Origin of the sequence: Mesorhizobium sp. WSM4306 (assembly GCF_007003975.1) — a bacterium.
Taxonomy (GTDB): Bacteria; Pseudomonadota; Alphaproteobacteria; order Rhizobiales; family Rhizobiaceae; genus Mesorhizobium.
Genome location: NZ_VFTC01000003.1, coordinates 90,410 through 105,571, shown reverse-complemented (window position 1 = coordinate 105,571; position 15,162 = coordinate 90,410). Strand labels below are relative to the sequence as shown.

At 63.7% G+C, this 15,162-nt stretch carries 13 protein-coding genes; 9 read left to right on the top strand and 4 right to left on the bottom strand.

Annotated features, from left to right (window positions below; all coding sequences use genetic code 11):
• Positions 1-27 precede the first annotated feature (27 nt).
• The 5 genes from FJV77_RS06070 (at position 28) to FJV77_RS06050 (ending at position 4,042) form a co-directional block, all read left to right on the top strand.
• Complete coding sequence (locus FJV77_RS06070) at positions 28-960, top strand: FliM/FliN family flagellar motor switch protein (protein WP_142865952.1); 933 nt, start codon at positions 28-30, stop codon at positions 958-960.
• 32 nt (positions 961-992) lie between these two features.
• Entirely contained in the window at positions 993-1,382 is a 390-nt protein-coding gene (gene fliN, locus FJV77_RS06065) for a flagellar motor switch protein FliN (RefSeq protein ID WP_112559344.1), read from the top strand.
• Between the two features lie 44 nt (positions 1,383-1,426).
• Positions 1,427-2,443 (top strand): flagellar motor switch protein FliG, encoded by a 1,017-nt coding sequence (locus FJV77_RS06060; RefSeq protein ID WP_142865951.1) that lies wholly within the window; start codon positions 1,427-1,429, stop codon positions 2,441-2,443.
• 82 nt (positions 2,444-2,525) lie between these two features.
• Positions 2,526-3,608 carry a flagellar biosynthesis protein FlhB gene (gene flhB, locus FJV77_RS06055; RefSeq protein WP_142865950.1) on the top strand — a complete coding sequence of 361 codons (1,083 nt, stop codon included), beginning with the start codon at positions 2,526-2,528 and terminating at the stop codon, positions 3,606-3,608.
• Positions 3,605-4,042 carry a hypothetical protein gene (locus FJV77_RS06050; protein WP_142865949.1) on the top strand — a complete coding sequence of 146 codons (438 nt, stop codon included), beginning with the start codon at positions 3,605-3,607 and terminating at the stop codon, positions 4,040-4,042. Before flhB ends, FJV77_RS06050 begins: the two co-directional genes overlap by 4 nt.
• Before the next feature lie 53 nt (positions 4,043-4,095).
• On the opposite strand, the gene FJV77_RS06045 is transcribed toward FJV77_RS06050, so the two are convergent.
• Both FJV77_RS06045 and FJV77_RS06040 read right to left on the bottom strand, forming a co-directional pair.
• The gene (locus FJV77_RS06045) at positions 4,096-4,866 is read right to left on the bottom strand and encodes a helix-turn-helix transcriptional regulator (protein ID WP_142865948.1); all 771 of its coding nucleotides are present in this window, start codon (positions 4,864-4,866) and stop codon (positions 4,096-4,098) included.
• Complete coding sequence (locus FJV77_RS06040; RefSeq protein WP_142865947.1) at positions 4,863-5,573, bottom strand: helix-turn-helix transcriptional regulator; 711 nt, start codon at positions 5,571-5,573, stop codon at positions 4,863-4,865. Before FJV77_RS06040 ends, FJV77_RS06045 begins: the two co-directional genes overlap by 4 nt.
• A gap of 528 nt (positions 5,574-6,101) precedes the next feature.
• Here FJV77_RS06040 and FJV77_RS06035 point away from each other — a divergent pair.
• Positions 6,102-8,999 carry a pitrilysin family protein gene (locus FJV77_RS06035; protein ID WP_185970207.1) on the top strand — a complete coding sequence of 966 codons (2,898 nt, stop codon included), beginning with the start codon at positions 6,102-6,104 and terminating at the stop codon, positions 8,997-8,999.
• Positions 9,000-9,062: 63 nt separating this feature from the next.
• The gene (locus FJV77_RS06030) at positions 9,063-10,256 is read left to right on the top strand and encodes a TMEM43 family protein (protein WP_142865945.1); all 1,194 of its coding nucleotides are present in this window, start codon (positions 9,063-9,065) and stop codon (positions 10,254-10,256) included.
• A 37-nt stretch (positions 10,257-10,293) separates the two neighbouring features.
• Here FJV77_RS06030 and FJV77_RS06025 read toward each other — a convergent pair whose 3' ends face one another.
• Both FJV77_RS06025 and FJV77_RS06020 read right to left on the bottom strand, forming a co-directional pair.
• The gene (locus FJV77_RS06025; RefSeq protein WP_142865944.1) at positions 10,294-11,325 is read right to left on the bottom strand and encodes a histone deacetylase family protein; all 1,032 of its coding nucleotides are present in this window, start codon (positions 11,323-11,325) and stop codon (positions 10,294-10,296) included.
• 24 nt (positions 11,326-11,349) lie between these two features.
• Positions 11,350-12,210: a TetR/AcrR family transcriptional regulator gene (locus tag FJV77_RS06020; RefSeq protein ID WP_246691152.1), complete on the bottom strand. Its 861-nt coding sequence runs from the start codon at positions 12,208-12,210 to the stop codon at positions 11,350-11,352.
• A 44-nt stretch (positions 12,211-12,254) separates the two neighbouring features.
• Between FJV77_RS06020 and FJV77_RS06015 the strand changes: the two genes are divergently transcribed.
• Positions 12,255-13,922, top strand: a complete 1,668-nt coding sequence (locus FJV77_RS06015; protein ID WP_142865943.1) for an amidohydrolase — start codon at positions 12,255-12,257, stop codon at positions 13,920-13,922.
• Between the two features lie 137 nt (positions 13,923-14,059).
• A complete protein-coding gene (locus FJV77_RS06010) occupies positions 14,060-15,160 on the top strand; it encodes an ABC transporter ATP-binding protein (protein ID WP_142865942.1) in 1,101 nt (366 codons plus the stop codon).
• The last annotated feature ends 2 nt before the right edge of the window (positions 15,161-15,162 follow it).

Sequence of the window (15,162 nt, the reverse complement as noted above, 5' to 3'; positions counted from 1 at the left end):
TGACGACAGACAGGACCGCACGCCGTCATGACAAGTCCTGGCAGCCCCTCGCAAGCCCGCTCGCTGATCATCGAGCGTCTGGTCGGTGACAGCGGCGAAGCCGCTCATGTCATCGGCACCGGGCGCTCGATGGGCGAGCGCGCGCTGCCGCTGTTGCAGAAGAGCCTGGCTGGCGAGCTCGGCGCTCCGGTGACCGTCGACCTGCGCGCGGTCGAGATCAGCCGTGTTCCCGATGCCCGCACGCATGCCGGCGATGCCTTTGCCATGACCATCATAGCATCACCGACATCCTCGGATGCGATGACCCTGGTGGCTGATGCGCCGGCCATCGCGGTGATGGTCTGCGCGCTGTTTGGCGGTGATCCGGATCAGCCGGTTTCGCCGATCGAGCGCGCTCTGTCGCAGATCGAAACCGATGTGGCGACCACGGTGTTCCAGGAGGTTGCGCAGGCGCTGAACGGTTCCGGGCGGCGTTCGCTCGAACTGCGACTGCCGGTGCCGCGGGCGCTTTCGGGCAGTGAAGCCAAGCGCCGCGTGCTGCGCGATGGCGCTGCGGTGCGCATCGTCTTCGGCATCTCAACGCCAACCGACAGCGGCACGGTCACGGTGATGATCCCGCAGCGCATCCTGCTCGCGACCCGCGGTATCGCCGATGTCCACGACAGCGAAGGCACAACCTCCGACTGGCGGGCACGGTTTTCGGAAGAGGTGATGCGCTCGACGGTGACGCTCGAAGCGACCATGCCGCTCGCTCGCCTGACGCTCGGCGACCTCGCCGGCTTCGAGCCGGGCCAGGTCATCGAATTCGAGGAAACGGCGCAGTCGCACGCAAAGCTGAGCGCGCGCGACAAGACGCTGTTTGTGTGCGAGTTCGGCAAACTCGGGCAGAATTACACCGTCCGGATCAGGCACCCTTACGATGCCGGTCTGGATTTTATCGATGGGCTCATGCCGGGCTGACGCCGGGCAAGCCCAAGCATTGGAGACGACTCATGGCCAAGACCAAGGTGGAAGCCAATATCGACCAGCCGGACGAACAGCTCGATCGCGCCATCGAGGAATTGCGCGGCGTCCTCCAGGAGGAGGAAAAGCGCCCCGACGCCGCCTTGCGGGCCGCCATGTCCGGCAGCAATTCGAACATCATCATGAGCATCCCGGTCGACGTGCAGATCATCCTCGGCAGCACGGAAATGCCGGTGTCGGACCTGATGGCGCTGCAGAAGGGCTCGACGGTGGCGCTGAACCGGCGCATCGGCGAACCGGTCGACGTCGTGGTCAACGGCCGCAAGATCGCGCGCGGCGAGATCACCGTGCTGGAAAGCGATCCGTCGCGCTTCGGCATCAGGCTGACCGAAATCATCGCTGCCACCAAGAGCGCCTGAGGTATGGACGACATGCGGTCTCAGCAGCGATCGGAGCTTATGCCATGACGATGCCGGTCACGCTCACGCGCCCGCAAAAGGCCGCCGCCATCCTGGTGGCGATGGGCAAGCCATCGGCCAGCCGCCTGCTGAAATTCTTCAAGCAGGAAGAGCTGAAGGCGCTGATCGAAGGGGCGCGTCTGTTGCGCACCATTCCGCAGAGCGATCTCGAACGCATCGTCGCCGAATTCGAGGCCGAATTCACCGAGGGTGCCGGCCTGCTCGATTCCGCCGACCGGATGGACACCATCCTCAATGAATCGCTGTCGCCTGAAGAGATGAGCGCCATCATGGGCGACAAGCGCTTCGAGGTTGCGCCGGAGGGGCCGCCTCCGATCTGGCCGGAGCTGGAAAAGCTCGAGCCGACGCGGCTCGGCACATTCCTCGCCGCCGAACATCCGCAGACCGCGGCGATGGTGCTGTCGAAGCTTGCGCCGCAGGCTGCCGCCAACATCCTGCTGACCATGGAAAAGCCGATGCGCAGCGAGATCATCAAGCGCATGGTGACGATGGCGACCATTCCCGACGCGGCCACCAGGATTATCGAGAACCAACTGCGCGCCAGCGTGCTGGCGCAGACCGCGACCAAAGACATATCGGCGGGACAGGCGCGCGTTGCCAGCGTGCTCAACGAGATGGACAAGCCGCAGCTGGAAGAGGTCATGCAGGATCTGGAAGCGGCCGGCACGCCGGACCTCGGCGGCGTCCGCTCCAGGCTGTTTGCCTTCGACGATCTGCCGCTGCTGACGCAGAAGGCGAGGGTGCTTCTGTTCGACGGCCTGTCGACCGAACTGATCACGCTGGCGCTGCGTGGTGCGCCGCCCGCATTGACGGAATCGGTGCTGTCGGCGATCGGCGCCCGGTCGCGGCGCATGATCGAGTCCGAGCTCGGACAGGGCTCGGAAGGCATCCAGCTTGCCGACATCATGGCGGCGCGCAAGAACATTGCAGTGGCGACAATCCGGCTTTCGCGAGAGGGGGCTTTCGAACTCCCCTCGTCGCAGCAGAGCGAAGCGGCTTAAAGCTCTATCTCTTTTTTCACGCAATTCCGGACGGAAAACCGCTCACACTTTTCCTGGAATTGCTCAAGGCGGCTGACACCAAATGGCTGAAGCGGCGGACAAAGACTCCAAAACCGAAGACGCGACGGAAAAGAAGATCCGCGACACCATCGAACAGGGCAAGCTGCCGCATTCGCGGGAAGCTGCCCTTCTGGCGTCCTTCGTCGCCATATTGGTGTTCACCGTCTTCTACGCCAAGGACGCCGTCGTTGATCTCGGCATGTTCCTGTCCATGTTCCTGGAAAAGCCCGAGGCGTGGCCGATGGACACCGAGACCGACGTCATCGCGCTTTATAAGACCGTGTTGATGGAAATCGGCCGTGCCGTCGTCAGCCTGCTGGTGCTGCTGGTGGTGGCCGGCATCGGCGCCTCGGTGCTGCAGAACATGCCGCAATTCGTCGGCGAGCGGATCCGGCCGCAGTTATCACGCATCTCGATAGCCAAGGGCTGGACCAGGACGTTCGGTATTCAGGGCTGGGTCGAATTTCTGAAATCGCTGGGCAAGCTCGGCTTCGCCAGTATCGTGCTCTACTTCACGCTATCGCAGGACTACCGCCAACTCCTGGCCGGCATGATCACCAACCCCGTCGCTTTCGGCCTCGTCATCAAAAGCATCACCGTCGACATATTGGTGGCGATCGTCTTCGTCATGGGGCTGATCGCGGCTGTCGACGTGGTCTGGTCGCGCTTCCACTGGAAGCAGGATCTGCGCATGACCAAGCAGGAGGTCAAGGACGAGTTCAAGCAGTCCGAGGGCGACCCGATCATCAAGTCGCGGCTGCGCTCGCTGGCGCGCGACCGGGCGCGCAAGCGGATGATGACGGCGGTGCCGCGCGCGACGCTGATCATCGCCAATCCGACGCACTTCTCCATCGCGCTCCGATATGTCCGCGACGAGGATTCAGCACCGCTGGTGCTGGCCAAGGGCCAGGACCTGGTGGCGCTCAAGATTCGCGAGATCGCCAAGGAGCACAACATCCCGATCTTCGAGGACGTGGCGCTCGCCCGCTCCATGTACAAGCAAGTTTCGGTTGATAGCGTGATCCCGTCGCAATTCTACCAGGCCGTCGCCGAACTGGTGCGGATCGTCTACTCGAAAAAGGCTGAGCGGAGACAAATTTCATGAACCGCCAACCGCACGCAAAATCCCGCGAACTCATCGTCGCCAAGGCCATCGAGCAGGTGGTGGACGAGTTGCGGCTGATCGATGTCGCCGACTACATCGCCTTCATCCGGCTCGAGCATTTCGCTTGCCTGTCGGACCTGGTGGATTCGGCGGTGGAGCTTTATTTCCTGCCGGGTACGCTCAGACTCGGCCATGGCGGCGAAGCGCATGTCGACTGGAGCGGCAGCCCGCGCATCGTGCTCGATCTCGAGCTCAGGCCGCCCGGCGTCACCGTCTATTTCCAGCTGACGCTGAGCGAGGAGAGATCTTCAGTCGCCGTAAACTATGTGTCGTTCGAGAAACCCGGCGAGGATCCCGAGCACAACACGGTCTTGCTGGAGACGGTGATCGAAGAGGCACGCATCCGCCGGACCGAGCCGCTCGCCTATCGCTGATTTTGTCCGTTATCCCAATCGTCTGAGCATGCCAGCCTGAAGGCAGGCCTTCATCACTCGATCAGTCCCAGCCGCAACGCCTTGGCCACCGCCTGGTTGCGGTTGACCGCGTTGAGCTTCTGCGTCGACTGGGTGAGATACTGGTTGGCGGTGTGGACCGACAGCTTCAACAGCCTTGCGATCTCTTCGCTGGTGTTGCCATTGGCGGTCAGCTTCAGGCACTCCAGCTCGCGCTTGGAAATCGATCGCATCCGGCCGGCATCGTTGGGACGAATGCGGGCGACGGCGGCGAACAGCGAGAAACAACGGGCGTGGATTTCGTAGAGCGTGTCCTCCGGCAGAGCGATCGTCGAGCCGAGGAACACCACCAGCCCGCAATGGCCGCGGTCGGCATGGACGGGAAAGGCAATGCCGTTGGTGCCCGGCGCCAGGGGGGCTGCGCGTTCTGCCCAGGCGAGATTCTGGAAGACGGCGTCCGAGTCGGCGATGCCGTCATCGGCCCACCAGCGCGGCGCCGTGGAAGTGCCGCTGTGGCGCACCATCTCCTCGCCATTGGCGCCGGCGATGAACTTGGTCGCCACAGCGGTAGCGGGATAGTCGGAATCGAAGCTCGGTACCAGGCGCGCCCGCTCCGGCGAAGGGCTGACGAAGTAGAGGCCGAAGGCCGACGCGTTGATGTCGACGGCGATCCAGCGGCAGCGGCGCACCGCGTCGGGAATCGTGACGGCATGATGCGTCTCGGAACTGATGGAGAAGGCGCCGAACGGATTGCGCTGCTCGTTGAAAAGGGCTTCGGCGGCCGCCTTGATGTCAGCGTGTTTCAAATGATGCCGCTCCTGATCGCCGTGGCGATGGCCATCGCGCGGTTCGAGGCCGCGAATTTCTGGATGGCGTGGGTGATGTAGCTGTTGACGGTGTTGGAGGAGACGCCGAGGATCACCGCCACCTCATCGGTGGTCTTGCCTTCCGACACCCAGAACAGACATTCGCGCTCGCGGTCGGACAGCGGGTCCTGCATGGCGGCAGCGGCGATCAATTGCGGGATGGTCGACAGCGCATAGCAGCATTTCAGCTGCGCTTTCATCAGCGCCGGCTGGTCGATCTTGCCGGCCTCGGCTGCCGAAAACAGCGCGAACAGCCGCTGGCGGCCGACATTGAGCCGCAGCGAATAGACTTCGGCGTGGCCGAGCACGTCGAGCAGGCGCGCCTCTTCACCGGTGATCAACCCCTGGGCGCCGGGTGCGGCCGCGGCGACCAGCGGCTTCGGGCGAATGCCGGGCGCTACGGTCAGCGGTCCCTGGGCGAGGCCAGCGATCAGCCGCTTGCCGATGAGTTCGATGGCGTCGAAGATCCAGTTGGATGAGACGATGCGGGCGTCGTTGCGGTCCTGGTCGTGAACGATGGCGACGAGCATGTAGCTGTCGGCGCCGATCTCGGCGGCAAGCTGCATGAAAAAGGTGGTGAGATCGCCGCGCGATGCCAGGCGCGAGCCTAAACTATCGGATTGGAGAAGCGCGGCGGGACTGCTCATTTCATGCTTCGGTTGTATGTCATGACCGGAATCTTTTCTTGAGCCCGGAAGCTGGTTCCCCAGCGGCCGAACTTGGATACGCATCACGTTTACGAAGCACTCACACGGCGCGGCGGTCGCGCTAATCGGACGGAATCCATTCAGGGAACGCGAAGCCGTCCGCGTCTGGCACCGGGCAAGACCCGGAACTTGAGACTTTGGGTGGTCGCCGCGCCCCCCAAGGACCGGCTGATTCGGGTCTAATCTACCTGCAGATGAATCCGACATCAAACGCGATTTGACAAAATCGTTTTTTTTGGACTCGGGCGACTCAGGGGCGGCTGGCGGGCCTGTTTTATTGTTGCAGAGCATCAGGCCTGCCGACATGAACCCGACACGAAAAAGCCGGACGGTGTTGCGATCCTGCCGTATCGAGGGCCGATCGATTCCGATAGGTTCGCGGCGGCCGGCGGGGATGGGCGTCCTTGTCTGGTTTTATAAAAAAGCAGGATCGGCGGCGCTTCGCGGCCATCAGCATCGGGGGTCATGATGAAGCAGGTTTTCCTGGCATTCACGGTAGTGCTTGCGGTTTTTGCGGGTGCGTCCGCCAAGGCCGAGCCCATCGTCACCTATGCGCTCGACAACGGGCTGCAGGTGGTGCTGGTACCGGACCATCGAGCGCCGAAGGTGGTGATGAACCTGCGCTACCGCGTCGGATCGATGAATGAACCCGCCGGACGCTCGGGCTTTGCGCATCTGTTCGAACATCTGATGTTTTCCGGCACGCCGGCCTGGCCGAACGTGTTCGGTGCGCATGCCGCACTCGGCAATGAGATCAATGCGTGGACCACCGAGGATGGCACGGTTTATTACGTCGACGGGCTGTCGTCGTCGCTGCCGATGATCCTGTCGCTGGAAGCCGACCGCATGGCCAATCTCGGCCGTTCGGTAACGCAGGCCAAGCTCGACCTGCAGCCCTCGGTGGTCAAGAACGAGATGCGCCAGAACGTGCTCGACAAGGCCGGTGCCTCCGGCTGGGAAGCCTTCTGGTCCGGACTGTTCCCGAAGCCGCATCCCTACAGCCGCATGGTCATCGGCTCGGTCGCCGACCTCGATGCGGCGACGCTCGACGATGTCCGAGGTTTCTTCAACAGCTACTATCTGCCCAACAATGCGGTGCTGGTGCTTGTCGGCGACTTGGAGATCGACGACACCAAGGCGCTGATTGCCGACACGTTCGGCAAGGTGGCGCGCGGCGCCGATGTGGCGCGGCCCGTTGTGCCGGAGCCGACGCAGGCCAAGCTCAAGCTGGTGCTCGAGGATCGCGTGCCGAGCGCGATCGTCGTGGTCGGCTTCAGTGGCCCGGTGGCGCAGTCGCCCGACAATGGCGCGCTCAGCATTGCCGCCGAACTGCTCGGCAATAGGGAGTATGGATTCCTGCGCAACCGGCTGGTTTCGCAACTGGCTATCGCCACCTATGCCAGTGCGAACTGGACCGGCGGCCTGCTCGGCGGCCGCTTCACCTTCGAGGCGGGCGCGGCGGAAGGTGTTAAGCCGGAAGCGCTGGAAAGCGCCATGAAAACGGCGTTCGCGGATTTTCTGAAGACGCCGCTCGATCCGGCCGATGTCGAGCGCGCGCGCACGGGCCTGATGCAGGCCGCGCGGCTCGGCAATGAAGGGCTGAAGGATCGGGCCGGCACCGTCTCCTACAATGCCGACGTGCTCGGCGATGCGCAGAGCGCGCTGGTCGACGATCCGCGGGTCAAGGATGCCAGCACGGCGGACGTCGAAGCGACGATGAAGCGGCTGTTGAAGCCGGAAGACGCCAGCGTGCTGGTGCTGAAGCCCGGCCCGCGCGGCGGCTATCCCGACGCGCTGATCGGCTCGTCGGGCACGCCGCAGCCGTTCACGGCGCCGGAGCGGGCAGCGATCGACATCCCCAAACATCCGGCCGGCGAAGCGCCTTCGGCGACATTGCCCGTCATGGAAACGGCTACGCTGTCCAACGGCATCAAGCTCGTGCACTACACGATGCCGGAAGCGCCGATGGTCTATGTCGCGGCCAGTGCCCAAGGCGGCTGGAACAGCGTGCCGGAAGGCAAGGAAGGGCTGTTCGAGCTTGCCGCAAGCATGGCGATGCGGGGTGCGGCCGATCGCGGCTCTGCCGACTTCGCCAAGGCGGTGAGCGACATCGGCGCGGGCGTCGGCTACCAGGCCGGCGCGCTGACCACGGCGATGACGCTTGGCGTGCCGCCGGAAAAGCTAGACCAGGGTCTCGGCCTGCTTGCCGACGCGGTGCTGAGACCGCGTTTCGACAAGACCGAATGGACCGTGCTGATGGCGCAGCGGGTCGACTGGCTGAACGGCCGCGAGGCCGATCTGCCAGGCGTTGCCGGCCGCGTGGCGAAAGCAGCGCTTATCCCGCAAATGCCGGGCAAGGCCGCGGTCGACTGGTCGGCAAAGGCGCTGGCCTCGATCTCGCTCGACGAGGCGAAAGCAGCCTTCAAGGCCGAGTTCACGCCGAAGGCGGTGACCTTCTACAGCGTCGGCCCGATGCCGGTCGCAACCGTCGCCGCCGGGCTTGAAAAAGCATTCGGCGGCTGGACAAACGACGCCGCCGGATATGCCGTCGAGCAAGCGCCGGCGGCGCATTTCAACGGCGGCCAGAAGGTGCTGCTGGTGCCCGAACCCGGCGCCAGCCAGTCGGCGCTGTTCGTGGCACGACCGGCGCCCGGCACCGATGAAAGCGAGCGCGCCGAATCGACCGCGGTCTCCAACCTCCTCGGCGCCGATTTCTCCAGCCGGCTGAATTCGGTGATCCGCGAGGAGAAGGGCTATTCCTACGGCGTGTCGAGCTATCTCATGAGCCCGATGAAAGCCGGCTCGGGGCTGGTCGTGGCAACCACCGTCGAGCGCGCCAACACCGGCCCGGCGATCACCGAAATCCTCAAGGGCTTTGCCGGCCTGACCACCTTGCCGGTGGCGCAGGACGAGGTCGACCGCACGGTCACCGTCTATCGCCGGGCGCTGGCCGGATCGGCGGAAACTTCGGCCGGCCTGTTCTCCTCGCTGATTGGCGCGGTTGGCAGCGGCTCGACGCTGGAGGACCAGCAAGGCCGCATGGCTGCGCGCACCCGGCTGACGCTGGATGCGGTGCAGAAACAGGCGTTGGCGTTGTCGTCGCTCGATCCGTCGCTGATCGTGGTGGCGGGCGACCCCGATGTGGTGATGCCGCAGCTTGCAGCGATCGGCCTTAAAGATGTGCAGGTCGTCAAACGGGAAGAGACGAAGGAGCAGACCGCGATGCGGGCGCTTGACCTTCTCGGCAACAAGAGGCAAGCGCCCCTGTCGGCATCGCCATGGCGTGTTGGTGACGGCGGTACGACACGAGCGGTGCACGCCTGCGCCGGTAACAGGGATTGCGGCGCGCAGATCCACGCCGATTAATGGGTTTAACGCGCGGCCGCCGGCCGCGTTGAAATTTTGGGCAACCTTGTTTCGGGGGAAACGATGAGCGATTCATTTCGGGAAGTAACGTCCGTCTCGTGGTTCGGGCGGATCAAGCGCGCGGTCGGTGGGGTCATCTTCGGCCTCATCCTGATCGTGCTGATGGTGATCGGGCTGTTCTGGAACGAGGGCCGCGCCGTGCAGACGGCGCGCTCGTTGGCCGAAGGGTCGGGCGCGGTCATTTCCGTCGGCGTCGACAGCGTCGATGCCGCCAATGACGGCAAGCTGGTGCATGTCAGCGGACCGGTGACAGCCGATAGCGGCCTGGCGGATCCGGATTTCGGCATTGCGGCGCAGGGGCTGCGGCTGTCGCGCAGCGTCGAGATGTATCAGTGGAAGGAAGAGTCCAAGTCGGAAACGACGAAGAAGCTCGGCGGCGGCGAAGAGACGGTGACGACGTACAGTTATTCCAAGGTGTGGGACGACAGCCAGATCGACTCGTCTGACTTCAAGAAGCCGGACGGCCATCAGAATCCGTCAATGGCGATCCACAGCCGCACTTTCCAGATCCCGCAGGGCAAGCTCATCGCCTTCGATCTGGATACGCCGGTGCTGGATCGCATCGAGGGCGACAAGGACTATTCGCTGTCGACCGATCAGTCGGCGGCGATAAAGGGCGCCTATACCGGAACGAAACCGCTGAGCATCGTCGATGGCAAGCTCTATCTCGGCAATGACAACACGGCACCTGCGTTGGGCGACTACCGCATCGGCTATGAACTGGCGCCGCTCGGCGTCGTCAGCATCGTCGCGCGTCAGGCCGGCAGCCGTTTCGAACCCTACCAGACGCAAGCGGGCGATGCGCTGCTGATGGTCGATACCGGCAACGTGCCGGCCGAAAAGATGTTCGCCGACGCGGTCAGCGCCAACACGCTGATTACGTGGCTTCTGCGCGGTGCCGGCCTGCTTTTGCTGACCATCGGCTTTGCGCTGTTCCTCAGCCCGATCGGCGTAATCCTCGACGTCATTCCCTTCCTCGGCAGCATGGCGCGGATGGGAACCGGCATCATCGCCTTCGTCCTGGCGATCCTGGTCGGGACGACGACGATCGCGATTGCCTGGTTCTGGTACAGGCCCCTGCTGGCGGTCGCCATCCTGGCGGCGGGCGTGATCGCGGCGGTGATTGTCTACAGGATCGGCCGGTCGCGAAAGCCGGCCGTTCCAGTGGTCGCGCCGAACCCGGGCGTTGCTGCATAGTTGCAACTATGGGGCGGCCGGGGCCGCTCCATAGGGGCTACCGATCCTCGAAGCCGGTCAGCACGCCGACGGCGTTGATGCCGATCTCCTCGACGGCGTAACCGCCTTCCATGACGAACAGCGTCGGCAGGCCGAGCTTGGCGATGCGGCGGCCGATCTTCGGATAGTCCGGGCTCTTCAGCTTGAACTGGCTGATCGGGTCCTTCTCGAACGTGTCGACGCCGAGCGAGACGATGACGATATCTGGCGCGTAGGCGGCAAGCTTGGCGCAGGCATCTTCCAGCGAGGCGTTCCAGGCGTCCCAGTTGGTGCCGAACGGCATGGGATAATTGACGTTGAAGCCTTCACCGGCGCCCGTGCCGCGCTCGTCAGCATGGCCGAGGAAGAACGGGTATTCGACCATCGGATCGCCATGCAGGTTAAGAACCTGGACGTCGGCGCGGTCATAGAAGATTTCCTGCGTGCCATTGCCATGATGATAATCGACATCGAGGATCGAGACGCGTTTGGCGCCTTGGTCGCGGAACCACTGGGCGGCGACGGCAGCGTTGTTGATGAAGCAATAACCGCCCATGAAGGCAGCGCCGGCGTGATGGCCGGGCGGGCGGCAGAGCGCGAAGGCCGAGCGCTCGCCGCCCTTGACCAAAGCGGCTGCTGTCAGCGCCACGTCATAGGACGACTTGATCGCGGTCCATGTGCCTTCGACGAAGGTGGCGCCGGCGTCGAAGGAATAATAGCCGAGCAAGGCGTCGACGCGCTTGGGCGGCACGTCGCCGCGCAGGCCGCGCGTCGGCCAGGTGAAGGGCATCGCCGTACCCTCGAAGCCGGCGGCCTTCCATGCCGGCCAGACGGTCGGCAGGAAGTCGATATAGTCCGACCGGTGGATGCGTTTGGCGGCGGTGAGATCGTGCTCGACCGGTCCGATAATCGGCCCCAGCTTTTCGCTCTCCACCCGCGCCTTGATGAACTCGGCCCGCGACGGCTTTTCGAAACCGGGCACGATGGCTGATGTGACCAGTTCCATCTGGCCGGAATGGCCGGCGTGAAGCGGCGAATAGACAGTCTTCATGAAATTCCTCTCGAAATAGCGAAATCAGTCAAGGTTGAGATAGGGGGTCACCAAAGCGAGCCACATTCTTTCCACATCGTCCTCGATGAGGTCGTATGTCTTGCGATCCCGCTTCAACCCCACAAGCCGGCAGGCGTGCCCGACATCCATCATCAGCACGCCGAGCCGGCTGGCGATCTTGTCTTCAAGGGCCGGGTTCACATGCTGCAGCCACGCGGCATATAGGGCGATGATCTGCTCGTCATATTCGTCCTGGATCGGTCTGAGATCGGCATTGCCGGAGATGGCTTCAATCACCGGCATCAGGGTGGCGTTTTCGAGATATATTTTGGAGGTATCGATGAAGAGCTTGCGCACTTCCTGGCGAAACTCGTCGCGGTTGGTGGGCGGGGTCACCTCGATGCGCCTGGCGATCACCTCGGGAAAGGATGACAGCCAGCGGCGGGCGAGGTCGAGAAGAATGGCTTCCTTGTTGGGAAAGTATTGGTAGAGCGATCCGACCGACAGGCCGGCGCGCTGCGCAATGGCAAGCGTCGTAGGGGTCTTGGTTCCTTGCTCCCGCGTCAAGGTCAGCGCCGCGTCGAGGATCCGGTCGACCACCTTGCTCGACCGTTCCTGCCGCGGCTGCTTGCGCGGTTCGAGCGCCATCCTGGTTTCGCGGCTGAGATTGCGCTTCACGTCCCGATGCCCTCGTTCGCCCGTCCCAAGCGCCGGATGCTGTCCACAATACATTCGAAATTCGGCACGTTGACAAACGCGAATAATTAGTCGCATTCTTTTATCCACGCTGTTTTCGGAGATCACAAGGGGAATTTCAAAACAGCGCACCGGCATCAGTTTTCGTCCGATAGCGCCGCTCCAGCGGAGTGGAAGCTTGTCGGACAAGAGGGTTGTCGGTCTCAGTCAGTCGTCAAAAGCGCGGAGTCGCGATGTCTGCCACGGGTGCTGATCTGATCGTCATCAATGGTCGCGTGCAGACCATGGACGATGACAATCCTGCCGCCGAGGCCATTGCCGTCAAGGACGGCGCCATCATCGCCCTCGGCAGCCGCGCTACCATCGAACAGCTCAAGGGATCGGCCACCAAAGTTATCGACGCCAAGGGCGGTTCGGTTCTGCCCGGTTTCATCGAAGCCCACATGCATCTGTTTTCGGGAGGGGCCGAGCTCGCGCATCTTCAGCTTGGCGGTATCCATGGCTTCGAGGCGCTGCAAAAAGCGATCCGCGATTATGCGTCGACACGGCCCGAGGCGAAGATGCTGGTCGCGCAGGGCGTCGACTACACCGTGCTCGGCGCCGAACGGGTGACGCGCCATCATCTCGACGCCATCCTGCCGGATCGCCCTTTCTGCATGGCAGCGCCCGACCATCACACGATGTGGGCCAACACCAAAGCGCTGGAGATGGCCGGCATCCTGCAGGGACGCACGCTTGGTCCGGGCAATGAGATCGTCATGGGCGAGGACGGGCTGGCCGCCGGCGAATTGCGCGAAGGCGAGGCCTTTGGCCCGGTTCTCGATCTTGCTGGCGAAAGCCGGGTGCGGCTGGGGCTGTCGACCGGCGGCGAGCCCGATCCGATGCCGTCTGCCGCCGAACGAGCCGCCGACCGTGACATCATGCGGCGCGGGCTTGCCTGGTGCGCCCGCCACGGCTTCACCTCGATCCAGAATATGGACGGAAATCTCTACCAGCTCGAACTGCTGGCCGAGATCGAGGCCGAGGAAGGCTTGCCCTGCCGCGTCAAGATCCCGTTCCACTACAAGAATTTCATGACCCTCGACATGCTCGAGAAGGCCTCTGATATGGCCGAGCGCTACCACAGCGAATGGCTGTCGTCGGGCATGGTCAAGGTGTTCTATGACGGCGTGCTTGATTCCTGGACGGCGGTGATGGTCGAGCCTTATGCCGATCGTCCGGACTGGGTCGGCGAGCCACTGTTCACGCCGCAGCAGTTCATCGATCTCGCCGTGGCCATCGACAAACGGGGGCTGCAGATCGCCGTGCATTCGATCGGCGACGGCGCGGTGCGCGCAGTGCTCGACGGTTACCAGGCGGCCCAGAAGGCCAATGGCAAGCGCGACAGCCGGCACCGGGTCGAACATATCGAGGTCACAACCGCTGCCGACGTGCCGCGTTTCGCCGAACTCGGCGTCATCGCCTCGATGCAGCCGCCGCATCCGCCCGGGGCCATGGATTTTCCGCTGGAGCCGACCGTATCGCGCATCGGGCGGGCCCGCTGGCCACTGAGCTATGCCTGGCGCACGCTGAAGGATGCGGGCGCGCATGTTGTGTTCGCCTCGGATTGGCCGGTGGCGGCGATCGATCCGATCCTGGGCATTCAGGCGGCATTGCTGCGCAAACCATGGGCAGAAAGCGACCCGGACCAGAGCTTTTCGCTGCAGGAGGCGATTGCAGCCTACACGGTCGAGGGCGCCTATGCCGAATTCGCCGAGCATCGCAAAGGCGTGCTGAAGCCGGGCTATGTGGCGGATCTGGTGGTTTTGTCGGCTGATATCGAGAAGACGGCTCCGGCCGAATTGCACAAAGTGCGCCCGGTGACGACGGTCTGCGGTGGCAAGGTCACCTACCAGGCATGACATGGCATGCGGCTTGCGAGCCGATGACTGACTGAGCTGTGATTCAATGGCGGACTTGCCAACCTACCGGCCGTGTGGTCACATCGAACAGGGGAAAAACTCCGCCGAAAAGAGCGGGGTCAACAGTGAGGCGTATCGTGCCGGACAAACCGGATCGGAATGCAATTGAAGTCGTAAACGTCAGCAAAATTTTCGGATCAGGAGACGGGCAGGTCGCTGCCCTCGACACGGTCTCGGTATCCATCCGCGAGAACGAGTTCTTCACGCTGCTGGGACCATCCGGCTGCGGCAAGACCACATTGCTGCGGCTGATTGCCGGCTTCGACTTTCCAACCGCCGGCGAAATCCTGCTTTACGGCCAGGACATTGCGCTGCTGCCGCCGTTCAAGCGGCCGGTCAACACCGTCTTCCAGTCCTACGCGCTGTTCCCGCACATGACGGTCGCCGACAATATCGGCTTTGGCCTCGAAATGCTGGGCAAGCCGAAGGCCGAGATCAAGGCGCGCGTCGCCGAGATGCTCAAGCTGGTCAAGATGGAGGCGCTGGCGGGTCGCCGCACCAGCCAGATCTCCGGCGGCCAGCAGCAGCGCGTGGCACTCGCCCGGGCGCTGGCGCCACAGCCCAAGGTGCTATTGCTCGACGAGCCGCTCTCGGCGCTCGATTACAAGCTGCGCAAGGAGATGCAGATCGAGTTGAAGCGGCTGCAGCACGAGACCGGCATCACCTTCATCTTCGTCACCCACGACCAGGAAGAAGCGCTGACCATGTCGGACCGCATCGCGGTGATGTCGTCGGGCAAGATCCTGCAGGTCGGCTCGCCGCGCGACATCTACGACCGGCCGGCCGAGCGCTTCGTCGCCGACTTCATCGGCGAATCGAACTTCCTCAAGGCGGATGTGGTAGGCGTGTCCGGTGGTCGTGCGACGGTGAAGCTGTCGTCGGGAACGGAAATCCCGGCCTCGCTGCCGGACGGTTTCAGCCCCAGCGGGAAGGTCACCATTGTCGTGCGTCCCGAGCATGCGCAGCTGGGCGGGGCGAGTCCCAGCGCTTCGCTGTCAGGCACCGTCGAGAACATCGTCTATCTCGGCACCGACACGCACTTCCATCTGCGCCTTGCCGGTGGCGAACCGTTCATCGTGCGGCGCCAGAACAGCCGCGGCGCCGGCGACGGCATCGTGCAGGGCGGCCAGATCGGCATCATGATCGGCAGCGACGCCGCGCAAGTGCTGAAGGACTGATC